This is a genomic window from Dyella sp. SG562, assembly GCF_011759495.1.
GTDB classification, from domain to species: Bacteria; Pseudomonadota; Gammaproteobacteria; order Xanthomonadales; family Rhodanobacteraceae; genus Dyella_D; species Dyella_D marensis.
In genome coordinates this window covers 19,597-41,024 of the sequence record NZ_JAAOYS010000012.1, presented here as the reverse complement: position 1 = coordinate 41,024, position 21,428 = coordinate 19,597, and the positions used below count along the sequence as shown (strand labels likewise).

27 protein-coding genes and 5 tRNA genes are annotated in these 21,428 nt (G+C 62.3%); 7 read left to right on the top strand and 25 right to left on the bottom strand.

What is annotated here, in order from left to right:
* Nucleotides 1-186 precede the first annotated feature (186 nt).
* Nucleotides 187-459: a hypothetical protein gene (locus FHW84_RS18825; protein ID WP_167257530.1), complete on the bottom strand. Its 273-nt coding sequence runs from the start codon at nt 457-459 to the stop codon at nt 187-189.
* Entirely contained in the window at nt 456-740 is a 285-nt protein-coding gene (locus tag FHW84_RS18820) for a DUF3077 domain-containing protein (RefSeq protein ID WP_167257529.1), read from the bottom strand. The genes FHW84_RS18825 and FHW84_RS18820 overlap by 4 nt, the downstream gene beginning before the upstream one ends.
* Nucleotides 741-1,132: 392 nt before the next feature.
* Here FHW84_RS18820 and FHW84_RS18810 point away from each other — a divergent pair, with 392 nt between their 5' ends.
* The gene (locus FHW84_RS18810) at nt 1,133-1,759 is read left to right on the top strand and encodes a hypothetical protein (RefSeq protein ID WP_167257528.1); all 627 of its coding nucleotides are present in this window, start codon (nt 1,133-1,135) and stop codon (nt 1,757-1,759) included.
* Nucleotides 1,760-1,767: 8 nt separating this feature from the next.
* On the opposite strand, the gene FHW84_RS18805 is transcribed toward FHW84_RS18810, so the two are convergent.
* Together FHW84_RS18805 and FHW84_RS18800 are read right to left on the bottom strand one after the other, a co-directional pair.
* Entirely contained in the window at nt 1,768-2,142 is a 375-nt protein-coding gene (locus tag FHW84_RS18805; RefSeq protein ID WP_167257527.1) for a helix-turn-helix domain-containing protein, read from the bottom strand.
* Between the two features lie 31 nt (nt 2,143-2,173).
* Nucleotides 2,174-2,485: a hypothetical protein gene (locus tag FHW84_RS18800; protein WP_167257526.1), complete on the bottom strand. Its 312-nt coding sequence runs from the start codon at nt 2,483-2,485 to the stop codon at nt 2,174-2,176.
* 226 nt (nt 2,486-2,711) lie between these two features.
* Here FHW84_RS18800 and FHW84_RS18795 point away from each other — a divergent pair, with 226 nt between their 5' ends.
* Nucleotides 2,712-4,274, top strand: a complete 1,563-nt coding sequence (locus FHW84_RS18795) for a recombinase family protein (RefSeq protein WP_167257525.1) — start codon at nt 2,712-2,714, stop codon at nt 4,272-4,274.
* A gap of 470 nt (nt 4,275-4,744) precedes the next feature.
* Nucleotides 4,745-5,011: a hypothetical protein gene (locus FHW84_RS18790; protein ID WP_167257524.1), complete on the top strand. Its 267-nt coding sequence runs from the start codon at nt 4,745-4,747 to the stop codon at nt 5,009-5,011.
* Nucleotides 5,012-5,109: 98 nt separating this feature from the next.
* On the opposite strand, the gene FHW84_RS18785 is transcribed toward FHW84_RS18790, so the two are convergent.
* The 6 genes from FHW84_RS18785 to FHW84_RS18760 all read right to left on the bottom strand — a co-directional run bounded on the left by FHW84_RS18785 (nt 5,110) and on the right by FHW84_RS18760 (nt 9,913).
* Nucleotides 5,110-5,520, bottom strand: coding sequence for a hypothetical protein (locus tag FHW84_RS18785; protein ID WP_167257523.1), 411 nt, complete (start codon nt 5,518-5,520; stop codon nt 5,110-5,112).
* Between the two features lie 134 nt (nt 5,521-5,654).
* Nucleotides 5,655-6,017, bottom strand: coding sequence for an STAS-like domain-containing protein (locus tag FHW84_RS18780; RefSeq protein WP_167257522.1), 363 nt, complete (start codon nt 6,015-6,017; stop codon nt 5,655-5,657).
* Nucleotides 6,007-7,197: a hypothetical protein gene (locus FHW84_RS18775; RefSeq protein ID WP_167257521.1), complete on the bottom strand. Its 1,191-nt coding sequence runs from the start codon at nt 7,195-7,197 to the stop codon at nt 6,007-6,009. The genes FHW84_RS18780 and FHW84_RS18775 overlap by 11 nt, the downstream gene beginning before the upstream one ends.
* A 420-nt stretch (nt 7,198-7,617) precedes the next feature.
* A complete protein-coding gene (locus FHW84_RS18770) occupies nt 7,618-8,028 on the bottom strand; it encodes a hypothetical protein (protein WP_167257520.1) in 411 nt (136 codons plus the stop codon).
* A 299-nt stretch (nt 8,029-8,327) separates the two neighbouring features.
* Nucleotides 8,328-8,954 (bottom strand): class I SAM-dependent methyltransferase, encoded by a 627-nt coding sequence (locus FHW84_RS18765; RefSeq protein WP_167257519.1) that lies wholly within the window; start codon nt 8,952-8,954, stop codon nt 8,328-8,330.
* A 518-nt stretch (nt 8,955-9,472) separates the two neighbouring features.
* Nucleotides 9,473-9,913, bottom strand: a complete 441-nt coding sequence (locus FHW84_RS18760; RefSeq protein ID WP_167257518.1) for a hypothetical protein — start codon at nt 9,911-9,913, stop codon at nt 9,473-9,475.
* Nucleotides 9,914-10,256: 343 nt separating this feature from the next.
* On the opposite strand from FHW84_RS18760, the gene FHW84_RS18755 reads away from it, so the two are divergent.
* Nucleotides 10,257-10,469 carry a hypothetical protein gene (locus FHW84_RS18755; protein WP_167257517.1) on the top strand — a complete coding sequence of 71 codons (213 nt, stop codon included), beginning with the start codon at nt 10,257-10,259 and terminating at the stop codon, nt 10,467-10,469.
* A 19-nt stretch (nt 10,470-10,488) separates the two neighbouring features.
* On the opposite strand, the gene FHW84_RS18750 is transcribed toward FHW84_RS18755, so the two are convergent.
* The 10 genes from FHW84_RS18750 to rlmE all read right to left on the bottom strand — a co-directional run bounded on the left by FHW84_RS18750 (nt 10,489) and on the right by rlmE (nt 15,601).
* On the bottom strand, nt 10,489-10,929 hold the full coding sequence (locus FHW84_RS18750; RefSeq protein WP_167257516.1) for a nuclear transport factor 2 family protein: 441 nt from the start codon (nt 10,927-10,929) through the stop codon (nt 10,489-10,491).
* 172 nt (nt 10,930-11,101) lie between these two features.
* Nucleotides 11,102-11,278, bottom strand: a complete 177-nt coding sequence (locus FHW84_RS18745; protein WP_167257515.1) for a DUF3606 domain-containing protein — start codon at nt 11,276-11,278, stop codon at nt 11,102-11,104.
* Between the two features lie 120 nt (nt 11,279-11,398).
* The gene (locus FHW84_RS18740; RefSeq protein ID WP_167257514.1) at nt 11,399-11,941 is read right to left on the bottom strand and encodes a hypothetical protein; all 543 of its coding nucleotides are present in this window, start codon (nt 11,939-11,941) and stop codon (nt 11,399-11,401) included.
* 133 nt (nt 11,942-12,074) lie between these two features.
* A tRNA-Lys gene (locus FHW84_RS18735) sits at nt 12,075-12,150 on the bottom strand.
* 15 nt (nt 12,151-12,165) lie between these two features.
* Nucleotides 12,166-12,242, bottom strand: a tRNA-His gene (locus FHW84_RS18730).
* Between the two features lie 18 nt (nt 12,243-12,260).
* Nucleotides 12,261-12,337 (bottom strand) — tRNA-Arg (locus FHW84_RS18725).
* A 26-nt stretch (nt 12,338-12,363) separates the two neighbouring features.
* Nucleotides 12,364-12,440, bottom strand: a tRNA-Pro gene (locus FHW84_RS18720).
* 174 nt (nt 12,441-12,614) lie between these two features.
* Nucleotides 12,615-12,691 (bottom strand) — tRNA-Arg (locus FHW84_RS18715).
* Between the two features lie 316 nt (nt 12,692-13,007).
* Nucleotides 13,008-14,954 carry an ATP-dependent zinc metalloprotease FtsH gene (gene ftsH / locus FHW84_RS18710; protein WP_208399865.1) on the bottom strand — a complete coding sequence of 649 codons (1,947 nt, stop codon included), beginning with the start codon at nt 14,952-14,954 and terminating at the stop codon, nt 13,008-13,010.
* On the bottom strand, nt 14,951-15,601 hold the full coding sequence (gene rlmE / locus FHW84_RS18705; RefSeq protein ID WP_167257513.1) for a 23S rRNA (uridine(2552)-2'-O)-methyltransferase RlmE: 651 nt from the start codon (nt 15,599-15,601) through the stop codon (nt 14,951-14,953). Before rlmE ends, ftsH begins: the two co-directional genes overlap by 4 nt.
* Before the next feature lie 85 nt (nt 15,602-15,686).
* On the opposite strand from rlmE, the gene yhbY reads away from it, so the two are divergent.
* Both yhbY and FHW84_RS18695 read left to right on the top strand, forming a co-directional pair.
* Entirely contained in the window at nt 15,687-15,983 is a 297-nt protein-coding gene (gene yhbY, locus FHW84_RS18700) for a ribosome assembly RNA-binding protein YhbY (protein WP_167257512.1), read from the top strand.
* Nucleotides 15,984-15,993: 10 nt separating this feature from the next.
* The gene (locus tag FHW84_RS18695; RefSeq protein ID WP_167257511.1) at nt 15,994-16,371 is read left to right on the top strand and encodes an Mth938-like domain-containing protein; all 378 of its coding nucleotides are present in this window, start codon (nt 15,994-15,996) and stop codon (nt 16,369-16,371) included.
* Between the two features lie 10 nt (nt 16,372-16,381).
* Here the strand turns inward: FHW84_RS18695 and FHW84_RS18690 are convergent, their stop codons facing one another.
* The 4 genes from FHW84_RS18690 to surE all read right to left on the bottom strand — a co-directional run bounded on the left by FHW84_RS18690 (nt 16,382) and on the right by surE (nt 19,569).
* Nucleotides 16,382-17,392, bottom strand: a complete 1,011-nt coding sequence (locus FHW84_RS18690) for a peptidoglycan DD-metalloendopeptidase family protein (protein ID WP_167257510.1) — start codon at nt 17,390-17,392, stop codon at nt 16,382-16,384.
* A 67-nt stretch (nt 17,393-17,459) separates the two neighbouring features.
* Nucleotides 17,460-18,068 carry a DedA family protein gene (locus FHW84_RS18685; RefSeq protein ID WP_167257509.1) on the bottom strand — a complete coding sequence of 203 codons (609 nt, stop codon included), beginning with the start codon at nt 18,066-18,068 and terminating at the stop codon, nt 17,460-17,462.
* A 26-nt stretch (nt 18,069-18,094) separates the two neighbouring features.
* Nucleotides 18,095-18,775, bottom strand: a complete 681-nt coding sequence (locus tag FHW84_RS18680) for a protein-L-isoaspartate(D-aspartate) O-methyltransferase (protein ID WP_167257508.1) — start codon at nt 18,773-18,775, stop codon at nt 18,095-18,097.
* A 2-nt stretch (nt 18,776-18,777) separates the two neighbouring features.
* Nucleotides 18,778-19,569, bottom strand: coding sequence for a 5'/3'-nucleotidase SurE (gene surE / locus FHW84_RS18675; RefSeq protein WP_167257507.1), 792 nt, complete (start codon nt 19,567-19,569; stop codon nt 18,778-18,780).
* A gap of 142 nt (nt 19,570-19,711) precedes the next feature.
* On the opposite strand from surE, the gene FHW84_RS18670 reads away from it, so the two are divergent.
* Nucleotides 19,712-20,254: a Smr/MutS family protein gene (locus FHW84_RS18670; protein WP_167257506.1), complete on the top strand. Its 543-nt coding sequence runs from the start codon at nt 19,712-19,714 to the stop codon at nt 20,252-20,254.
* A gap of 163 nt (nt 20,255-20,417) precedes the next feature.
* Here FHW84_RS18670 and truD read toward each other — a convergent pair whose 3' ends face one another.
* Entirely contained in the window at nt 20,418-21,425 is a 1,008-nt protein-coding gene (gene truD / locus FHW84_RS18665) for a tRNA pseudouridine(13) synthase TruD (RefSeq protein ID WP_167257505.1), read from the bottom strand.
* Between the last annotated feature and the right edge of the window lie 3 nt (nt 21,426-21,428).

Genomic DNA, 21,428 nt, shown 5'->3' with positions numbered 1-21,428 from the left:
CGCACACCTCTGCGCCCTTCAAAGGGTCGCCGCGTCAGCCGGTGAAGGTGCCCGGTGTTCGGATGGCCGTCCTAGGCGCGGCAGAACCATTTTAAATGCAATGGGAGGGGGCTAATTCCGGATGTGTCGCCCGCCCAGTCAGCAGATAAATCCCCTTACATTTCAAAGCCATTGCATCCTTTAGGACTAACGCCGCGGCAGCCGGCTCATCGCCAGGCGCGCTAAGAACAACAGCTTGTCCTCGCCCGGCGGCAGAGCGTCCGCCTCCAGCTTATCGGCGATGTCCCGCTCAATCCTGGCCCAGGCATCTTGTGGGCTTAGCCCGTCGCAACGCCGGAAGTGCCCATAGAGGTGGGCATGCATACCCGTCCAGTGCTCGGGAAAACCGCCCACCGGAACCTCGCGGACGATAGCGCTAAGAGGGAACTGCAGAATTACTGCGGTAGGCGCAATGCTCATGACATGCCGCCCCGCTCAATGGACGCCTCAATGGTATGACCGAGTCCCTGGGCCACGTCCAAGCAAAACTCGATCAACCAAGCCTTCCGCGAGCTAATGCCATCTTCTTGGACACCATCGCCGGCCAGCTCCTTGACGCAATCAAGAATGCAATTGAGCTGCATGACCGCGAACTCCAGCGGCACGCCATCTTGCACTCGCATCAAATCGCACTGAGCCGCGGGGATGTTGCAGAACCCATGCCCGACAGTTGCCAGCTCGCCATTGCGCTGCTTGCTCATGATGTCGCCCCTATGCCTGTAGTGAGGCCACCTACCATTGCGGTGAGGTGGCGGACGTGCAGGGTTGGCGAACCGGAGACATAGGAATCCGGCCAGCCCGAAGGCTGCCCTGCACGCCCACCGCAGAAGACGGGCATGCGCGCAACGGGCACAAAAAAAGCGCCTTCGGCGCCGTTGCGCCTATGTCTAATCAGGTCGCCAAACCTGGTCGCCGAATTTGCGGCGACGATTACACGGTACTCCGATCTAGGAGCGTGTCAAGTGGATGACCGCGAATAAGCCGGGCCAAATAAAGCTGTAACAGAGGGGAGCCACGCTCGCCGGAACCGACCCAGAAGCGTGCCCTCCCCGTGCATGGATTTGAGGCGTTTCGGCTAGCCAGGAAGAAGGACTTGCAGAGCATTGCCAAGTCCACCAGAGGCGAAATGGAGGCAGATGAACTGCTTTCAGAGGCCTTCTTTCTCACAATGGAGATTGAGGCAAAGACGCATCATATGCTTGACCTCACCTTGGCCTCCGACCAAGAACTCCTACTGCGATGGCTCAACGCCAAATTTGTTCGGTACGCCGATAAGACCATGCGGCACAGCGTCAAACTCGATGAAGGATGGGATGACGGTGGCGAGGAGCGAAGCGAAGGCTCCAAGCTAGCCGCAGCGCTCACGGCTCCAGAGACAGAAGATCCGCTAGCTCGCCAGGTGATGATCGAAGATCACCAATCGCAAACAGAAGCTATCAAAGCTAGCTATTCAGAGGCATCCGCTTACACCATCCTGCTGATTGACTGGAGCTGGGACTTCAAGGCTCTCGCTGCTCACCTGTTCCTAGGAAGCACGAGAACACTGCGGGTCCGGGTTGGCCGAGCAGCGGACAAGGCCACATGGCAGCCTTCTCTATTTGACGGCATCGAACAAATAGACCCCAAGTTCATACCGACCAAGGCACGCGGCACGAAACGGGCGCTGAAGGCTTTGCGAGAATGGTTCCTACAATGGAAAGCCTCACTAGCCAGATCGTGAAGTACGTGTCAGGTAGCTTTCAGCTTCCTGCGCGGTGCACGCGACACCGGTTGACGAAGCCGCTTAAGTGCTTCTTCTACGGACTGACTCATGCCCGTACGCGGCCCAAGCCGTTCCATCGACATAGGCGGTAGTGCCCCGCCAACAGAGGACGATCCGTGCCATAGCGGCGACTGATAGATCGCCCGATAAAGCTCTGCCTTCTCGTAGAGCTTCTTGCCCATGAAATTGCGAGGATGCAGACCGTACTCATTAGCCCGTTTCGCAAAGGTATCGGGATGGACACCGCAATAGTGCGCCGCCTCAATGACGGTTAGCCAGTCTTTGCCGAGCAGGTTGAATTGAGGCTCGCTATCAGAACGTTCGTGCCGGCTGTCAGCCATGGCTATTGCATCCTGCTGATGATGCGCGTGCCTACTTCGAGTCAAGCCAGGGGTATTCGTAACTCATGCATTTCTCCCAAATGCGCTTTCTGACCCTGCCCCAATCCGCCTCCTGCGAGTAGACCCAACGGATCATATCTAGGCGTTCGAACTTATCGTCCAGGTCACTGCTGGCATCGTTCGCCACCGTTGCATAGACCGGTTCGATGGGCGTCCCTCGCTCATGCAACTTGGCAATCTTCTCGCCGTAGTCTTGATAGTCCCTGCACTTGTCGAACTGATCGAAAGCGTGCGCGTGGCCGCAAAGTACAACCGCCAGCACCGCAAAGCTGATCTTGCGCATCCAAAGCTCCCTGTTCCTTGTGTTGGAGCAAGTTCTACGCCCACCCGTGGACTTATGTCGATAGCGCATCAAGGGGGATGGTTACTCGCCCTTCACTCTTCCCTAAGTGCCCGCATCGGGTGCGAAGGCATCGAGCGGATCGCCGAAGCCTACGGAAGAGTCCGACTAACCACTGCAACTTCCGCGGCGTAGCGTCCATCGCTAGCCCGCGAGCGTCGGAGGTCCTGTGTCCGTCCAACACCGCTATGGCAAGGAGGGTTCGGCTGTACCGGTGGCCGAGTACGTCCGTATGTCTACAGACAAACAAGATATGTCTGTGGAGAATCAACGGCAAGCCATCGCGAAGTATGCTGCCGCACACAACATGCGCGTTGCGCAAAGCTACGTAGATGAGGCGCGCAGCGGATTGGATATTGAGGGGCGCCCGGCCCTTCAACGACTTCTGACTGATGTACAGAACCGAGCTACCGGTTGCTTGGCCATCCTCGTCCTCGATGTCAGTCGGTGGGGCCGGTTTCAGAACGTCGATGAGTCGGCTTTCTATGAGTTTCTTTGCACAAAGCACGGCCTCCGAGTCATCTACATAGCGGAGCCTTTTGGGGATTCTGATGGACCGCTGCAGTCCCTACTCAAGGGCCTTAAAAGATCAATGGCCGCTGAGTACAGCCGAGAACTGTCCAGCAAGGTCTTCGCCGGTCAAGCCAGGTTAGTGCGCCAAGGTTTTGCCATGGGAGGCCCAGCTGCATATGGGTTCAGCCGACAGCTAGTCGACGCTCTGGGGAACCCGCGCTGCATTCTTAAGCGCGGGGAGCGTAAGAGCATCGCCACTGACCGCGTACGCCTGGTTCCAGGGCCGCCCGACGAGGTGGCAGTGGTTCGCTGGTTATTTAAGCAGTCTGCTGCTGGGGTCAGCGTCAAGGAGCTTACGGCTCGGCTCAATAAGCGCGGTAAACTTAATGCTAGTGGCGGCCCTTGGAATATGTCCACGATTAGCGGCATGCTCAACGACCTGCGCTACATCGGGACCATTATTTTTGGCCGCCCCAACTTGCGCGGCCTGATTAAGCCTGACCCGCAGGATCCACCGCGGGAGCCGATCCGCATCGACAATGCGTTCCCCGCCTTAGTCTCCCCTGAGCTTTTTCAAGCAGCCCAGGTGCAACGCGCGGGTAAGACAAGAAAGCTGACTGATGAAGAGTTGCTAGAGGCCTTACGCGACCTATGGCGACGTGAAGGTCGTATCACCACGCGCCTCATGAACGTGGACCCCAAGGTGCCGACAGCTCAAACATATCTTCATCGCTTTGGAAGCCTCCGATATGCCTATCGAAAGATCGGCTATACACAAGATCGATACCTCGGATTTGGAGATATACGTGATCGCATCCAGGTGTGGCTGCCTAGTGTGATGGGTTGCGTCAGGGACGCCCTGGAAGAGGATGGATCCAGCGTAACCCAAAAAGGTCGCACGCTACGCATTGATGAAACCTGGGCGGCCTCGTTCCATTTGATGCAATCCTCCAGCGCCGGAGGACGCGATAGGGTCCGCTGGATTCTCCCGCATCTACGCGGTACCGCTGATATCCTGGTCGGCATACGCATGGATGTGGAAGGGATTCGCCCCCTTGACTACCTGATCCTGCCAGCAGTGAGCGCCAAGACTTGGCCCGACATCATCCAGGAGCAGCCAGGCGCAAGCGCGAGCTTCTACCTCTTCGATTCGCTTCAAGTGCTTCGCGATCTAGCCAATCTCTCTAGAGGAGCGCCAGGTGATGCCCGGTGGCAATAGAAGTCGTTGGATACGCGAGCAACAAATGATTGCGTCTCTCGATATGGTTAACTTTCTTTGCGGACGGCAATGCCGATCCATCGTCGCGGCCTCTATTCACCTTCAACGAGACCCCATCTATGAGGATGTCTTGGGACCGGACGCCTTCCGGCTGACCTCGATAGCGAAGCAGCTGCTTGAAGAATCCACAAAGGCCCAGGGTGTCCAAGTGCTACGGCTCGCGGTGACTCGCCGGCTACTGCTCCAGATCCTGGACCGCAAGGAGGTCGTCGTCTGGCTGGCACGGGACCATCCTGAAACCCTATCGATTCTGATGAATGCTGCCGGCTTTGACGGCCTAGGCCTGGGAGACATCGATGATGTACCCATACCGCCGCTCACTAGAAAGCGACACTGGCGAGAGCCTAAGTAGCAAAGTCAGCCGCATGGAGTGATAGCCTCACTCGTAAGATCACAATCAGAGGCTATCCATGGAGCTGAACTCGATTGACGACGTCCGCTCAAACCTCGAAGAGCTTTGGGGGCGTCAGCTCGCCACAGAGTTCGCCGTGAAGGTGCTCATAGACAGCCACCCTGCCCGTGACTACCTGATCCGCCTCTGGGATGCCACCTCGCCCAGCTTCCTAGATCACCTTATGGACAAGAGGCCATTCGTGGATGGCCCTATCGTCCGAGAGAAGGTACTGGCTCAGCTGGCCAACTACCGCGGGTTGCTGGATACGCCGCCGCCACTCTAAGCACCGGCTTATTCATCGGGGAATGAACGCCGGTAGATCGCAACGACGGCCTTGAACAAGTCAGACAACCGCATCCGAGTAATGAGAAGGCCGCCGACTCATGCAGATGATCTGGGGTCACCCGGAGCACGCCGTCTCGCAAACCAACGGCTGGGATTTAACCGTTCAGCCCATCGCGGCAACGGATCGAGCTTTGCCGCCACAGACAACCCCGCAACCTGCTCTGCAAAGTTCTTGCAAAGCTCTCTTATTTGAGCGGATCGATGTGCATCTGAGGCCCGCTGAGACCCTTCAAAATCACCACCTGTTACCAGATCCTGAAGGCTAACGAGCTGACCATTCAAAAGTGCTTTATCATTTTCATATCTAGCGTGAACAAAAAACTGATCTAGCTGATGAATCAGTCTGACGAGTTTAGTTTTCAACACTGATTCACGAGCTACGTCCTTGCCGGAATCTCGCCAATACGCAACACCTTCCGCCCCAATATCTTCGAGCAACCCAAGCATGGATTGACGCCGCTGCAATTGAGACGTTCGCCGCTCTGAGAACGGCCCGACAATACGAGTTACGCAATAGCTGACCAGCGCGCTTACAACCGCGCTAGCCACCTGGGTAGATAGAGAAAAACTATCGGCCACAGCTACTCAGAGCGAGACTGACTGGTGACGGAGGAATCAGGCTTCGCTTTCTCTATTAGCCCCTCGATCACGGACTTATAGTGCCTTGCCACCACAGTCTTGGCCATCAAATGCAGGTGCTTCTTTAAAAAATCTTTCTTGAAATGATTAACTCGCACTAGGCCGGCAAATGCTTCCTCAAGAAAAGATGATCCATAGCCCTCGGCGTTGTCTAAGACAACATCAACCACTTCGGACCGTTTAAGTACGGGCACCAAAAACCGCTCCCTAAACAGCTGCCCATTGAAGGGACCATCTTCCGGGAAACGTCCACTAGGAACGTCCGAAAAGTCCTGCGCGATATTAATGGTGAAATTACTGGTCATCTTTATCACCCGCAGCGTAGTCTTCAATGATCCATTCGATGAAGGTTCCGCCAAACTTTGCCGGTAGAGCTTTTGTACTCGCCGAACCTGACTGTCCAGGACTCTTTTCATACACGTACTGACCTCTTCCACTGAGGATCCTCAACTTGCCTCGCGCGTCCAAATTTTCGATGTAGCCCTGAATGTCACGGTTCAACCCGAAGCCTCTATGGTCTTGACCTGTCCCGCTCCTATTTAGCTCTACAGCAGCTTGAATCAAGCTTGCGTCACTTTTGAGAAGCTGCGGCAACGGCAGAATGAATTCTGCAACGGCCCTCAACCGCTCCATTTTTCTCCGGGGCAAAACAACCGGAATGCTTAGGCCGTGATCGAGGAACATGATCCTCAATCGCCGTCCGGTGGTGTCCACCGAGGCCGACATCCACCAGCGCTTAACATGGTCGCCCACGTTATACGCATGGTGCTTAACATTGGTCATCGCCTCCGTAAGGCCCTGAAACAGGAGATTTCTCTGCCTAAGTTTAGGGCCAAGTGCCTCTATTCCAAGCCGCAGTTGTTTGGCTTTATTGCCCTCGGCCTCGTGCCCTGAGACGAAAGATAGATACCTCTCATCTACATTGACCGGGTGACTGGGCATCGGCACCTTTACTTTCCCCGTGCTAAGAAGATCAAAAAATCCCATTTCATACAATATGTTATATACCTCAGGCTTCCATTGATCGAGGTCAATGGGTCTGAGTGACCTACTCTTAACTAACTCCCGCCATCGGTCGAACTCGGCAACAACCAGGAGAGCCGCTGCTGGGGTTAGCGTCTCAACCGTCGTGAAATCAACATAAAATTTGCCAAGAATGCTCGTCGATGTTTGTCGGACTAAGCTTAAAAAATCGACTGTCTCCGAAAAGGCATCTTGGAGATTCAGGTGGGGAGGAGCCTTGATTGGCCTGTACTTTCGGCCGTCACTCCTACGCACTCTTTGAGGCAGTCTCTCTGCGAGACCGTCCAGCCTCTGCTGCCGGAGGTATCTTAGCCGGCGACGCCAGTTTGACCGCCGAGCGATGCGGTCCCTTCGGCGCCTATCGAGTCTCAAGCGCTTCCAGCGCTCCATTGCCGCCCTCCCCCAGAGCGTTCCATTGATTAATCCTTGACCAAGCAAGTGGTCTAACAACTGAGTATACAAGGGCGCCCTCTCCTTAGGGCCTTGCAGGTTAGATCTGTCATGTCTCAACTCCTAGGAAGCCCCGAACAAGCCAAGCTGGTCACCCATTTAAGCGTAGGCTTCGCAAGCTGAGGAATCCGGCTTATTGGGCAGCAAGCGAGATGCGTTCGGGGGTATTTTTGGGGGTACTTTCCAGAAGCACACTTTCAAACCGCACCAGCTTGGGATTTTCGATCCCTCTCACCGTACCAAGAGGATGTCCCAGGGCGTCCAGCAGAATCCAGGAAACTCAAGAAAAGCCCGCAAATATGCGGGGTTTTTTATGCCTGTCGTCCAGCCACGTCCAAGGGCGTCTCCTGGAATCTCGCCATCTTTGGGGATGTTTTTGGGGGTATCCGGGCTGCTCAGCCTAGGCGCTGAAATGGGATTGCGAGCGGGTTTTCATGCCAGGGTCCACTTCGTACCCTTCGGGTCGGGGATGAATACCGTTGGTGTCCAGCAGTCGGTACGCAACGTGCCCACGCCAGCGCCGCACCGGCATACCTGATTGAGGCCATCGCAGCCGTCCAGGCCACAGCAGCCATTGAGGCGACTCACGTCGCTGGTGTTATGGACGGATCCATTGAGATCATCTGGGTTCAACCAGAATTGCGGCACAAACTCCAGTGCGCTTGGCGTGTCGCCGCAGGATCGCTCTATCGGCTCCCAGCTCTCGAATGCTACGCCGCAGGGGGTAAGCGGCTCGCCTTCCTTATGTTCGGGCTGGGGCGCGCCAGGTGTTCTTTCGGACACAATGGAGAGTGCGCCGGTGAGTGTTGTCTCGCAGAGCGCGCATTGCAGGGTCATTTTCATCGATAGCGGTCCAAATCGGGGGTCGTCAGCTGGCAACGGAGTTTGCCGTGAAGGTACTCACAGATAGCCACCCTTGCCGGGACTACTTGATCCGCCTGACATAAGCATCCAGCAGCCCCAGCTGCTGGTGGCGAAAGGCTTTCGGCAAGGTGCCGACGATAGCGAAGCCCAGTTTGCTGTACAGCTCCACCGCCGGCGCATTGGTACGTGCGACCCGAGTCCGGGGTAGTTGGCGCCAAACTTGTACATGCCCAGGATGTTCGTTTCCGTCGCAGCGACAAAGGGCGAGTGCGCGCCGACTATCCCCGACTCGCCCGAACACTCAGCCACCAATCGTCGGGTCTGCCCATGCAACGACGTATCTCGCCGACTATCCAACCGGCGTCTGCGATCGCGGATCGCAAGTCGGACTCGCGCCAGTACGTCTCGACATAACGCCGCGATGATGCCGTGCTGCCGTGTGCGGACACACTCTCGCCATCGCCATCTCTGACTGAGACGTGCAGTGGGCCGCCAACTCGGGTTGCGCCTGCAAGCCGTCGAAGCACCGTGCCGAAATCCTCGCGCGCCACATGAATCAGGCAGGCGCAGGCCCAGATGCCGTCGTATGGCGAATCGGGACGCTGGGGATCGGCTAGGTCGTCGGTCAATGGATCCAACGGGTCGGCCTCAAAACCATTGCGGCGAAGCAGTTCGACGAAACCGTTCGAAACATCGGTGCGGCGGACGTTGATTCCCCTCAGCTCAAGCGCAAGCGCATCGCGTCCACCGCCGCTTCCGATCTCCAGCACTCTTCCGGAGCCACCCAGCGCGGTCACGAACGCATCGATTTCGATCGCGACCCATGGGGGCATGGCCGCGGCCTCGGCAGCGTATTCCGCCGCGGCCATGTCATAAGACCTCACGGTATCCCGGTCGGTACTCATCCTCAGCTCCCATGATTAAGAGACCACGGCAGAGGAGAGACTTATCAGCTTCTCTCACGAATTTTAAGTGTCGGACTTGCGGGCGCTGAAGTGTTCACAGGCGCCGCAAACAGAAAGCCCCCTCTTTCGAAGGGGCTTTTTTATTCAGAACCTGATCGACCATCAGCCGCCGGGACCCGGCACGCAAATCCAGGTCCATACCCCATTCTCTTTCACCCGCACCGCCGTCCACCCTTCCGGACAGACCGGCGCATTCGCATAAGGCTGGTGTATCCCACCACCTGCCGGGACGGCGTCGCCCGCCTGCACGGCAAACACGATGGCGGCCAGCGCCAAGGCACCCAAGATCCTTTTCATTGGTGTCCCCTCTTGATGAACAGCGCTGCGCGAGGCTCCTCAAACCCAGGGAGCGCTGCGGTCCCGTGGGCCAAGTGACGACGCTAGATCAAAGAGAATGATCATGCAATGCGGACGCAGCGGTAGCGGTTGGGCGATACGCGTTGCGGATCCGCCGGAACTCAGGGATTCCTCAACTCCGCCACTTTCTTCACATCGATGTACTTCGTCATCCCCGTCAGGCTCTTCTCGACGTCCTGATTGAGAAACAGCTCGCGCCCCGCCACCTGCCCCAGCGCCTGGAAGCCCTGCTGCATGGCCAGGTCGCCTTCGTTCTTCAGGGCCGCTTTCGCCTCGTCCTTGCAGGTCTCGGTCAGCAGGCGGCTGAACAGCTGCGCCATGCGGGCGTTGGCCTTGTCGACCTGGTCTTCGGATACCGAGCCCATGGGCGCCACCGACGGGTGCCGCGACATCGCCGCGAACATCCACTGCACGATCACCACGTGGTCGTCCATCGTGCTTTTCCCGACCAGGCATTGCGACAGCTTGTCGGTATACGGGCCGGCCTGCGCCACGCCGGACAGCAGCAAGCCTGCTGCCAGCAGCATCATTCGTAGTTTCATAAATCCCCCTGTAGGTGCTTTCCTGCAATAAGGGCGGCGCCCTTTCCCTTCGAGTAGCGAAGCGAAACCGCCCTCTGTCTCCCACGTTATCGAGCCGGGAACCCGGCCAGACTTCGCGAATCTTGCAGAACTACCCAAAACGCGGCAAGGGGGCGCTCATCCACCGGTTTCAGATGCGCCCGCCGGCCTTTTTACCTCGGCCGCCATGACGGCACTTATCACCGCCATCCGCCGGTCAAGCTGCGCTTATCGCGGGCTGAAAAACCTTTTGAGCTACCAGACTTTTCCTAAGGACTTGCTCAGTCCCCGCCTCCAGAATTCGCCGCCCCCGGAGGAAAAGGCCATGCACCCGACAGTCAATGAGCGCCCCACCCAGAGCGAGCTGAGAAACCTGGCCCTGGCCATCGGCGTGGCCATGCACCTGGACGCCGCCCTGCCCCTGCTGCCGGAGCAGCACGAAGCCGCCAAATCCCTGCGCCAGGCGCAGAAGTCGGCGATGAAGCTGGTGCGTTATCTGCGGGCCGCTTTGCCCGACAACGGCGAAGCCGGCGCCTGAGCGCCAGCGCTCGCTGGCGTCATTCCGCGATACGCGTGGTCTGCACGTTGACCACGCGCCAGACCGTTCCCTCTTTCACATAAGTGTCGGTGTAGCGGTAGTGGGTGCGGAACGGCTTGCCCTGATAGGTGCCGTGCATATCGGTGCTGCCGTTGAGCAGGGCGGTGTTGCCGTAGATGCGGATGGTGAAGTCCTCGACGGTGTATGGCTCGATCACCAGGTAGGGCGAAGTGAGGTTCTGCAGGAACTGCGCCTTGTCGGCGGTGGCGCCGTCGCTGCCGATCTGGAAGAACGTGTCGGACATGTTCCTGGCGATGGCCTGCCGGTCTTTCTTGACGATCGCCGTATCCCAGGCGTCGGCCTGCGCTTTCAGCCGGGCGCGAAGATCGGTGGAGTCCTTGGCAATGGCGGGCATGGAGGCCAGCAGCAGGGCAAGGCAGGCAGTTCTTAGGATCGCCATCGGATAGCTCCCGAGCGGAGGTTCTGAGTGAGAGGACGCCATGGCGCCGCCTTCCCCTGCCGCGCCCGCCGCTGAGCTTAGTCGATCGCGGCAGGCCCCCGCTGTTGCCGCCAAGGAAAAAAGCCCGGCGCGAAGCCGGGCTTTTCGATCGGCCGGGGCGGAATGCGATGACCTATTTGCCGAAGTGCTTGCGCACCGCCGCCGCCGATACGCCGACCGCCTTCACTGCCGCCTTCAACTCCTGCTCGGTGCAGCTGAACGCCTTGCACCAGTAGCGCACTTCCCAATCCTCATGCACGTTCACCCTGGCCGCGTCCTGCGGGCCGCGCTTGCTCAGATCGTCAGACATGGGCTCTCTCCGATCGTTGGAAGCCCTGTCGACGGCGCGACGCGGATATCGCGCGTCCAGGGCCGGCCCAGTGTTCGGCGCTGGCCCTGCCCTGTCTTTAGATGAAATACGAAAATGCGCTCATGTGTGTTGCGTAATACCGGCACCGTACGGGTTCACTGACATCGCATCGAGCTGATGGATCGAGTCGAGCGACAACGTGGGGGTGGGATTCGCCGGCGCCTGCGAGATGCAACCGGCGGTACCGCGCTTGGCGTTGCCGTCCCTGACCGCGGCCGCCGCATCGGCGGCATAGCCGGCCGCCTCCTGGGCCGCCCCGACGGCGGCGCGGACCGCGGCATCGGTGTCGCGGCTGGGCTGCTTCGCCGCGGCTGCCACGGTCCTGGCCGCGGCGGCCTGCGCCGCGTCGGCGGCCTGCTGTGCCTGGTGGGCCAGTGCTTCGGCAGCACAGCTATTGGGTTCGGCCTTGGCCTTCATAGCCGCATTCGCGGCGTCGGCGGCTGCGGAGACCGCCGCATCCGCCGCGTCCCCCGACGCGACCTCGGCCGCCGTGCAAGGGCGGCCCTCCGAACTGGTGCACGAATTCTGCGCGGCATTCGCTGCGTGGTCGGCGGCGTTGGAAGCCGAATTCGCACCACTAGAACCGGAAACGGAACCTGCCATGGCGATAACTCCTATGGGGGAGCCTCACCCTAGTCAGTCTTCCTTCGACGGGCACACTAGGACGTTCCCTAGGGACAGGCTGGGTTCGACACAAAAGAAAAGCGCCCAGGTTTCCCTGAGCGCCTTCTTTGATTGGTGGGCCGTGTAAGATTCGAACTTACGACCAATTGATTAAGAGTCAACTGCTCTACCAACTGAGCTAACGGCCCTGAAACTTCAAATTTTGGGGTGGACGATGGGACTCGAACCCACGACATCCGGAATCACAATCCGGTACTCTAACCAGCTGAGCTACGCCCACCATAACCTTGATATGTACTGGCGCGCCCGACAGGAATCGAACCTGCAACCGTCGGCTTAGAAGGCCGATGCTCTATCCGGTTGAGCTACAGGCGCAATGCACTCGGGTGCAGAGCAACTGCTGGTCGGGGCAGAGGGATTCGAACCCACGACTTCCAGCTCCCAAAGCTGGCGCTCTACCAGGCTGAGCTATACCCCGATTTCGAACCCTCGACCGCTTTCGCAATGCCGAAGCTTTGAAATGCTACGGGTGACGCTTCGCCCAGTCAATCCGTATCGAAGCACACCGAACACATCTTTCGTCCGGTTCCTAGGAGCGGTGTTCTGCCCTTCGGATGCAAACCGTGATGCGAACATCACTGCCTGCCTTGTATGGCGCGCCCGGAGAGATTCGAACTCCCGACCACCAAGTTCGTAGCCTGGTACTCTATCCAACTGAGCTACGGGCGCGTTGTAAAACCTTTGCCATCTTCGCTTAACCACCGGAGTGGAAAGCGCCGAAGCGAGAAGCGGAATTATTCAGATTCGGACAGTGGTCGTCAATACTTTTTTCAGTTTTTTTTCACCGGATGCCGAAGCATTCATATCCCGGTGCCGACGGCCCGCATCGAAGCCGCGCATTCTAACGGCCGAAAACAGGATCGCCTAGAGGGAAAGCAGAATGTGTTGCTTCGTTCTGCTTCGCGTGTCGTGCGGCATCCATCGATGATGGAAACGACGAGGGCGGCCATCGCCGCCCTCGTTGCCATCGCCATGCCCTGCCCGCTCAGCCGTGCGGATGACGGCTCTGCGTGGCCGGGTCGCCCACCTTGGCGCCGGCATCGCCGCGCGGCGGCGGAGGCGGCGGCGTGGAACCGGTGGCGGACTTGGTCCAATCCGCCGGCGGGCCCGGCACGCGGCCGGCCATGATCTCGTCGATCTGGTGCGCGTCGATGGTTTCGTACTGCAGCAGCGCTTCGGCCATCACGTGCAGCTTGTCGATGTTGTCGGTGAGCAGCTGCTTGGTGCGCGCGTAGTTGCGGTCCAGGATGGCGCGCACTTCTTCGTCGATCTTGCGCGCGGTCTCGTTGGAGACGTTCTTGTGCTGCGTGACGGCGCGGCCGAGGAACACTTCGTCCTCTTCCTCGCCGTAGGTGACCGGGCCGAGCGTGTCGGACAGGCCCCACTTCGTCGCCATGTTGCGCGCCATCTTGGTCGCGCGCTCGATGTCGTTGGACGCACCGGTGGTGACCTTGTCCTCGCCGAAGATCAGCGCCTCGGCCACGCGGCCGCCGTACAGCGAGCACAGCTGCGATTCGATCGCCACGCGGTTCATGCTGTACTTGTCGCCTTCCGGCAGGTACATGGTCACACCCAGCGCGCGGCCGCGCGGAATGATGGTGACCTTGTAGACCGGGTCGTGCTCCGGCACCAGGCGGCCGACGATGGCGTGGCCGGCCTCGTGATACGCGGTGAGCTTCTTCTCGTCCTCGCTCATGGCCATGGAGCGGCGCTCCGTGCCCATCAGGATCTTGTCGCGCGCCTTGTCCAGATGATTCATGCGCACGTCGCGCGCGTTCTCGCGCGCGGCGAACAGCGCCGCTTCGTTGACCAGGTTGGCCAGGTCCGCGCCGGAGAAGCCCGGCGTGCCGCGCGCGATGGTCATGGCGTCGACGTCGGCGGAGGTCGGCACCTTGCGCAGGTGCACCTTCAGAATCTGCTCGCGGCCCTTCACGTCCGGCAGGCCGACCACCACCTGGCGGTCGAAGCGGCCCGGACGCAGCAGCGCGGGGTCGAGCACGTCGGGGCGGTTGGTCGCCGCGATCACGATCACGCCTTCGGTGCCTTCGAAGCCGTCCATCTCCACCAGCAACTGGTTGAGGGTCTGCTCGCGCTCGTCGTGGCCGCCGCCCAGGCCGGCGCCGCGGTGGCGGCCGACCGCATCGATTTCGTCGATGAAGATGATGCAGGGCGCGTGCTTCTTGGCCTGGTCGAACATGTCGCGCACGCGGCTGGCGCCGACGCCGACGAACATCTCGACGAAGTCGGAACCGGAGATCGAGAAGAACGGCACCTTGGCCTCGCCCGCGATGGCTTTCGCGAGCAGGGTCTTGCCGGTGCCCGGCGGGCCGACCATCAGCACGCCGCGCGGAATCTTGCCGCCCAGCTTCTGGAACTTGCCCGGGTCGCGCAGGAACTCGACCAGTTCGCCGACTTCCTCCTTCGCTTCGTCGCAGCCGGCGACGTCGCTGAAATTGACCTTGATCTGGTCCTCGCCCTGCAGCTTGGCGCGCGAACGGCCGAAGCTCATCGCGCCGCGCCCGCCGGCGCCGGCCTGCATCTGGCGCATGAACCAGATGAAGACACCCACGATCAGGATGATCGGCAGCCAGTTGAGCAGCAGGCCCAGCAGGGAGAAGCCGTTGTTGGCCGGCTCCTGCCGCACTTCGACGCCCTTGTCCTGCATCTGCTTGACCACCGAACTGGTGGAGAAGCCGAGCACGGGGGCCACGGTGCGGAAGGCGCTGCCGTCCTTGAGCTTGCCGCTGATCGTGGCCGGCTGGTCGGCGCTGATCACGGCGGTGGACACGTTGCCGTTGTCCACGCTCTGTACAAAGCTGCTGTACGGCAGGTCGGAGGACGACGCGCCATGCGGATTGAAGCTCTGGAACACCGTGAGCAATACCACGGCGATGATCAGCCAGAGCAACAGATTTTTAGCCATCTCATTCATGCACGGTTCTCGCCCGGTTGAGCGCCACTGACCTTTCTTCCTGTGGCCAGCGCATAGACCTCACGCGAACGGGCGCGGGAGGCTTTGGGTTTACGCATAGTTACGCGCGAAAACTCCGTGCGCAAGCTACGCAAGTAATCGTCGAAGCCAGCTCCCTGGAATAACTTGATCAGGAACGAACCGCCCGGTTTCAGCCAATGGCGGCTGAAATCCAGCGCCAGCTCGGCCAGATCCATAGCCCGGATCTGGTCGGCCAGCGCGACACCACTCATATTGGGGGCCATGTCGGATAGGACAAGATCGAGCTGCTGGCCCTCCAGGCGGCTCTCCAGCTCGCGCAGGACGGACTCCTCGCGGAAGTCGCCCTGCAGGAAATCCACCCCGGCGATGCCCTGCATGGGCAGGATGTCCAGGGCCACCACCTTGCCGGTGTCGCCCAGGCGCTGGCGCACCAGCTGGGACCATCCGCCCGGGGCGGCGCCCAGGTCGACCACGCGCATGCCCGGCTTGAGCAGGCGGTCGCGCTCGATCAGTTCTTCCAGCTTATAGACGGCACGGGAGCGCACGCCCTCGGCCTGGGCTTTCTTCACATAGACGTCATCGAAGTGTTCCCGCAGCCAGCGGGAACTGCTTTTGCTGCGGGACATGGGTCGGCAACGGCCACAGATAGGGGGTAACGGGGCGGCATGATACCCTTGTCGGTCCATTCGCCGCGAATCCGAGACTGAACGCATGTCGCTCTCCCCCTCCCAGCGCCGCTATCTGCGCAGTCTGGCCCACGACCTCAAGCCGGTGATCCTGCTCGGGGCCAAGGGCGCGACCGAGGCCGTGGTCAAGGAACTGGACCTGGCCCTGACCCACCACGAACTGGTGAAGGTGAAGCTGTCCGGCGGCGACAAGGACGAGCGCCAGGAGCAGATCGACTTCCTCGCCGGCGGCACCCGCGCCGAGAACGTGCAGCAGATCGGCCATATCGTGGTGCTGTTCCGCCGCAACGAGGACGAGCCCAAGCTCGCCCTGCCGCGCTGAGCCGGCCCGCATGGACCTTTCGCTCGACCGCCCTGGCGAATACCTGTACGTGCGTCGGGTCGGCGCGCGCAGCGTCACCGTCGTCGATCGCGAGTTCACCCGCAGCCTGGTGCTTTCCCCGGAAAAAGCCATCGAGAACTGGCCGGTCACCCACGCCGGCCAGCTGGATGCCGGCCACGTCGACAGCATCCTGGCGCTGGACCCCGAAGTGGTGGTGCTGGGCACCGGGGAGCGCCAAGTGTTCCCCGCCGCCGCCTTCCTGGCCGGCTTCCTGCGCAAGGGCGTGGGCGTGGAAGTGATGGACAACGCCGCCGCGGCGCGTACCTACGACCTGCTGGCCGGCGAGCGCCGCCGCGTGGTCGCGGCTTTTATCCTGCCGGAAGCCTGAGCGCCGCCGCTCAGCGCGACGGCAGATAGCCCAGCGGGTCGACCGGATTGCCGTCGCGGCGGATCTGGAACTGCAGTTCGTCCCGCGTCGCGCCGGTGGAACCCATCTCGGCGATCTGCTGGCCCGCGCTGACGCGCTGGCCTTCCTTCACCAGGCGCTTGCTGTTGTGCCCGTAGGCCGAAAGGAAGCTGTCGTTGTGCTTGATGATCACCAGCTCGCCATAGCCGACCAGGCCATTGCCGCTGTACACCACCACGCCATCGGCGGCGGCGCGGATCGGATCGCCGGACTTGCCCAGGATCTCGATCCCCGGAATCGCATCGCCCGACTGGTAACGCTTACCCAGTGAACCGTCCGCCGGCCAGCGCCAGTTGATACCGGCGCTGGAGCGTGTGGCGCCTGGGGCCACGGCCTGCGGAGGAACCGGCGGCGGCGTCGCGGCAGCCGCCGCGGTGTGCGCGGTCGCCGGGGAGCCGGCCACCGGCACGACGGTGACCGCCGTCGAAGCCGGAGCAGGCACCGCCGCGGGCGCCGTGGACGGTGCGGACTTGGCCGGGACCGACGCCACCGGAGCCTCGGCCGGCGTCGCCGCCGGATTGTTCTGCACGTTCTGGAAGCCGCCGCCGCTCGGGGGATTGGCCGGCACGAGCACCACCGGGTGGCTCGGCGGCTTCGGCAGCGTGGCCGCAGCCGCCGCATGGCTGGCCGCCGGTGCGGCCGCTCCATTGGGCGACAGCTTCAGCGTCTGCCCCGGCCAGATCGTGTACGGCGCGGCGATGCCGTTCCACGAAGCCAGGTCGCGGAAGTCCACGCTGTTGCGGAAGGCGATCGAATACAGCGTGTCGCCCTTTACTACCTTATAAGTGCCGCCCGGCGCCGCCGCGCGGACAGCCGCCGGCGCCACCGTGCGCCCCTGCGTGCCTGCAGCCGGTTCGACCACCACCGAGCTGCGTGGCGAGACGCAGGCGGCGAGCAGCAGGGAGAGCGCGGCGGGGACGAGGTAGCGGCTGGGTCCGTTCATGCGGTGAGCATAGCGAGGCAAAGGGTGATTTTCATGCGGATGTCCTGTTTCGGACTTCGCCCTAAGCTCAATGGCGCAGCACCCACCACAGCAGCAGGCCGGCCAGGATCACCACCGCGGCCCAGCCGATGCGCTCGATATGCTTGTGCAGGATGCGCTCGGCGCGCTCGCCGAAGATGCGGATCAGCAGCGCCAGCAGCCACACGCGCTTGCCGCGGCCCACCGCCATGCACACCAGGAATGGAACGATCGGCACGCCGACGATGCCGGCTGCCCAGGTGACGAACTTCATCGGCACCACCGGCTGCAGCGCGGCCAGCGCCAGCACCACCAGCAGCCCCAGCCAATGCGTATTCATCTGCGCGCGCAGGCTTTCCACACCCTGCTCGATCGGCGCCAGCAGGTGCAGCGCCTCCAGCACCGGATGCAGCGCCTGGAACGCCCAGTGGCCCAGCGCATAGCCGACCAGCGAGCCGAGCAGCGAGAACACGAGGCTCAAGTTGGCGTAAAAGAACGCCTTGTGCCGCTTGCCCAGCATCATCGGCGCCAGCATCACTTCCGGCATGATCGGGAAGATGAAGGCTTCGACGAAGCTCAAGCCGCACAGGTAGTAGACCCCCCTGGGATGGCGCGCCCAGGTCAGGGCGCGTGCGTACAGCGTTCCGAACAAGCGCATCTAGCGTCCTTCAAGCGAGGGCGGCATCAGCCGATACCGCCGAGCAGCGGCACGAAGCTCACCGGGCCGAGTTCTTCCTGCACGAAGTCGCCCTGCCCGTCGCCGCGCATGCGGATCAAGGTCTGATGGCTGGGCGAACCCACCGGCGCCACCAGCACGCCGGTCGGGCTGAGCTGGTCGAGCAGCTGGGTGGGAATGGTGTCGCCGGCGGCGGTGAGGATGATGGCGTCGAACGGCGCCTCGTCCGGCCAGCCGAGCTTGCCGTCGTCGTGGCGCGAGCGCAGGTTGGCGAGGCCCAGCTGGCGGAAGCGCCGGCGCGCCTGGCGCAGCAGTTCCTCGATGCGCTCCACCGTGTACAGCTGCGGCACCAGCGCGGCCAGCACCACCGCCTGGTAGCCGGAGCCGGTGCCGATCTCCAGCACCTTCTGCGGCGTGCCGAATTCCAGCAGCGCCTCGGTCATGCGCGCCACCACCCAGGGCTGGGAGATGGTCTGGCCATGGCCGATCGGCAGCGCGGTGTTCTCGTAGGCGCGCGAGTGCAGCGCCTGGTCGATGAAGTGATGGCGCGGCAGGTTGCGGATCACCTCGATCACGCGCGCATCCTTGATGCCGTCTTCCTTCAGCTTGGACGCCAGCCGATCGCGGGCGCGCTGCGAAGTCATGCCTTCGCCTTTGAGCGCGGACGGCGGCAGCGGGTGCACGTTCATGGTCACGCCACCTTCGCTCCGCTGCCGGCGCCCATGCGGTCGCTGAGCGCGGTCATCCAGCTGCTCACCTTCTCCAGCGCCTGGAAGCGCGTGAGGTCGACGTGGATCGGCGTGACCGAGACGTAGCCGCGGCGCACCGCGTCGAAATCGGTGCCGGGGCCGGCGTCGTCCACGTCGCCGGCCGGGCCGATCCACCAGATCGGCTTGCCGCGCGGGTCGGTCTGCCGGATGCACGGCGCGGAACGGTGGCGCTTGCCCAGGCGGGTGACTTCGAAGCCGTGGATCTGTTCCCACGGCAGGTCGGGCACGTTGACGTTGAGGATGGTGTCGGCCGGCAGCGGGTCCACCAGCAGGCGCTCCATCAGCATCAGCACGGCGCGCGCGGCGCAGTCGTAGTGCTCGCCGTGGTGGTCCTTGCTCACCAGCGAGACGGCGATCGCCGGCAGGCCGAGGAAACGGCCTTCCATCGCGGCGGAGACCGTGCCGGAATAGATCACGTCGTCGCCGAGATTGGCCGAGTTGTTGATGCCGGACACCACGATGTCGGGCTCGTCGTCGAGCAGGCCGGCCAGCGCCAGGTGCACGCAGTCGGTCGGCGTGCCCGCCACGCGGTAGTAGCCGTTGTCCATCCGCAGCACGCGGATCGGCGCGTCGAGGGTGAGTGAATTGCTGGCGCCGGAGCGGTCCCGGTCGGGAGCCACCACGGTGACCTGGCCGACCGCGCCGAGGCGTTCGGCCAGCACGCGGATGCCGGGAGCATCCACACCGTCGTCGTTGCTTACGAGAACTCGCATTGTCATCCGTTCGAAAAACCCAGGAGCCGGCGCGTTCCCCGGCACGCCAGCGATACGCGGAAGTCTACCCGAGCGGGCCAGGGGTTTCATCGCCGACGATGTCACGTCCCGGTTGCACCGTGTCCTGGTCTACGATGTCGCGATGAAACGCCGCCCGCCCACCGTGAACGACGACGACGCGCGCCTGTTCCGCGAGGCGATCGGCGAAGTCCGCCGTCTCGACCCCGCCGAGCCGGCACCGGCCGCGCCCCGTCCCGAACCGCGCGCGCACATGCTGGAAGCGGACGAAGCCGCGGTGCCGGGCGAATTGCTCGACATGGCCTTCGATCCCGGTCTCATGGAGGTCGGCGAGGAGCTCAGCTACCTGCGCGACGGCTATCCGCCGAAACTGCTGCGCCAGCTCAAGCGCGGCCAGTTCAGCGTGCAGGACGACATCGACCTGCACCAGATGAATGCCGCGGCGGCCACCGCGACCATCGCCGACTTCCTCGCCGAGGCGCACGAGCGCGGCTTCCGCTGCGTGCGCATCGTGCATGGCAAGGGCCTGCGCTCGAAAAGCGCCGGGCCGGTGCTGAAGGTGCTAACGGACCGCCTCCTGCGGCGGCGGGACGACGTGATCGCGTTTGCTTCGGCACGGCCGATGCAGGGCGGCACGGGTGCCGTGGTCGTATTGCTGAAGGACTGAACTCTTCTCCCCTCCGGGGAGAAGATGCCGGCAGGCAGATGAGGGGTCGCTCTAGCGACAGTTTGTCTACGAAGTGAAGAAAAGCTCTTAGGCTTTCCCGACCTTCCGCTCACCGCTCCGCCCGGCCCCTCACCCCAGCCCTCTCCCCGGAGGGGAGAGGGGGTTAGGTTGTGGCGAGTTCGCGCACTACTACGGTGGCATACGCACCGGCCGGCAAGCCGAACGCCAGTTCCAGCGCGTCCTCGCCCAGCCACTGCCAGCGCAGCTGATCGGGTATCAGGCGCAGCGGGCGGCGTTCCTGGTCCATCCGCGCCGCCACCAATCCGGCGACGAGATCCGCATGCGCCCCGGCGATTTCCGTCTCCAACTGCGCCACTTCACCGCTCGCCGGCGTCTCGCCCTGCCCCCACAGCGGCCCGGACGGATGGATGTCGCCGCGCGCCAGCCGCTCGGCCAGCACGTCGTCGAACGGCTCCGGCCCGAACCAGGAACGGCTGCCGGCCAGCGACCACAGCTCGCCGTCCAGCGGCTTATCCCAGGCGTCGCGCTCCACGCGCGCGGCCAGCACTTCGTTGAACAGATGCGAGCGCGCGGCGGACAGCAGGAACTGGCGCTTGTCGCGGTCCACCCGGCGCCCGGCGAACATCGCGCGCGCCTGCTCGACATTGCCGCCGGCGCGGCCGAAGCGCTGCTCGCCGAAATAATTCGGCACGCCGCGCGCGGCGATGCGCTCCAGCACTTCCTCCGCGCGCGCGCGGTCGCCCTGCACCTGGCGCAGCACCAGCACGAAGCGGTTGCCGCGCAGCGCGCCGCGCTTGAGCTTGCGCTTGTGCCGCGCGGCCGACAGCACCTGCACGTCCGCATGCGGAAACGCCGACCAGTCCGGATCGGGCTTGCCGGCCAGCTGCACCGAGAAGGCCTGGCGCGTCACCGCGTGGCGGTCCTTCAAGCCCGCATAGCCCACCGCCACCTGCGGCACGCCCGCGTAGTTCGCCAGCTCGCGTGCCACCCAGTCGGTAGTGGCGCCGCGCTTTTCCACCAGCAGCAGCGCGTGCTCGCCTTCGCCGTCGGCTTCGTAGCCGAGAATCTCCTCCACGCGGAAATCCTCGGGCGTGCTGCGCAACTGGGCGCTCAGCGGCGGGGTGCCATGGGCGTAGGGAAGATCGCTCATCGA

Excerpts from the sequence above, each read along its gene's own strand:
- FHW84_RS18820 (WP_167257529.1), bottom strand. The coding sequence starts at position 740 with ATGAGCAAGCAGCGCAATGGCGAGCTGGCAACTGTCGGGCATGGGTTC.
- FHW84_RS18790 (WP_167257524.1), top strand. The coding sequence starts at position 4,745 with ATGGAGCTGAACTCGATTGACGACGTCCGCTCAAACCTCGAAGAGCTT.
- FHW84_RS18690 (WP_167257510.1), bottom strand. The coding sequence starts at position 17,392 with ATGAACGGACCCAGCCGCTACCTCGTCCCCGCCGCGCTCTCCCTGCTG.
- FHW84_RS18750 (WP_167257516.1), bottom strand. The coding sequence starts at position 10,929 with ATGGCGATCCTAAGAACTGCCTGCCTTGCCCTGCTGCTGGCCTCCATG.
- FHW84_RS18695 (WP_167257511.1), top strand. The coding sequence starts at position 15,994 with ATGGACCTTTCGCTCGACCGCCCTGGCGAATACCTGTACGTGCGTCGG.
- yhbY (WP_167257512.1), top strand. The coding sequence starts at position 15,687 with ATGTCGCTCTCCCCCTCCCAGCGCCGCTATCTGCGCAGTCTGGCCCAC.
- FHW84_RS18785 (WP_167257523.1), bottom strand. The coding sequence starts at position 5,520 with ATGCTTGGGTTGCTCGAAGATATTGGGGCGGAAGGTGTTGCGTATTGG.
- FHW84_RS18670 (WP_167257506.1), top strand. The coding sequence starts at position 19,712 with ATGAAACGCCGCCCGCCCACCGTGAACGACGACGACGCGCGCCTGTTC.
- FHW84_RS18770 (WP_167257520.1), bottom strand. The coding sequence starts at position 8,028 with ATGAAAATGACCCTGCAATGCGCGCTCTGCGAGACAACACTCACCGGC.
- FHW84_RS18805 (WP_167257527.1), bottom strand. The coding sequence starts at position 2,142 with ATGGCTGACAGCCGGCACGAACGTTCTGATAGCGAGCCTCAATTCAAC.
- ftsH (WP_208399865.1), bottom strand. The coding sequence starts at position 14,954 with ATGAATGAGATGGCTAAAAATCTGTTGCTCTGGCTGATCATCGCCGTG.
- FHW84_RS18680 (WP_167257508.1), bottom strand. The coding sequence starts at position 18,775 with ATGAACGTGCACCCGCTGCCGCCGTCCGCGCTCAAAGGCGAAGGCATG.
- surE (WP_167257507.1), bottom strand. The coding sequence starts at position 19,569 with ATGCGAGTTCTCGTAAGCAACGACGACGGTGTGGATGCTCCCGGCATC.
- truD (WP_167257505.1), bottom strand. The coding sequence starts at position 21,425 with ATGAGCGATCTTCCCTACGCCCATGGCACCCCGCCGCTGAGCGCCCAG.
- FHW84_RS18760 (WP_167257518.1), bottom strand. The coding sequence starts at position 9,913 with ATGAAACTACGAATGATGCTGCTGGCAGCAGGCTTGCTGCTGTCCGGC.
- FHW84_RS18825 (WP_167257530.1), bottom strand. The coding sequence starts at position 459 with ATGAGCATTGCGCCTACCGCAGTAATTCTGCAGTTCCCTCTTAGCGCT.
- FHW84_RS18740 (WP_167257514.1), bottom strand. The coding sequence starts at position 11,941 with ATGGCAGGTTCCGTTTCCGGTTCTAGTGGTGCGAATTCGGCTTCCAAC.
- FHW84_RS18780 (WP_167257522.1), bottom strand. The coding sequence starts at position 6,017 with ATGACCAGTAATTTCACCATTAATATCGCGCAGGACTTTTCGGACGTT.
- FHW84_RS18685 (WP_167257509.1), bottom strand. The coding sequence starts at position 18,068 with ATGCGCTTGTTCGGAACGCTGTACGCACGCGCCCTGACCTGGGCGCGC.
- rlmE (WP_167257513.1), bottom strand. The coding sequence starts at position 15,601 with ATGTCCCGCAGCAAAAGCAGTTCCCGCTGGCTGCGGGAACACTTCGAT.
- FHW84_RS18800 (WP_167257526.1), bottom strand. The coding sequence starts at position 2,485 with ATGCGCAAGATCAGCTTTGCGGTGCTGGCGGTTGTACTTTGCGGCCAC.
- FHW84_RS18765 (WP_167257519.1), bottom strand. The coding sequence starts at position 8,954 with ATGAGTACCGACCGGGATACCGTGAGGTCTTATGACATGGCCGCGGCG.
- FHW84_RS18745 (WP_167257515.1), bottom strand. The coding sequence starts at position 11,278 with ATGTCTGACGATCTGAGCAAGCGCGGCCCGCAGGACGCGGCCAGGGTG.
- FHW84_RS18755 (WP_167257517.1), top strand. The coding sequence starts at position 10,257 with ATGCACCCGACAGTCAATGAGCGCCCCACCCAGAGCGAGCTGAGAAAC.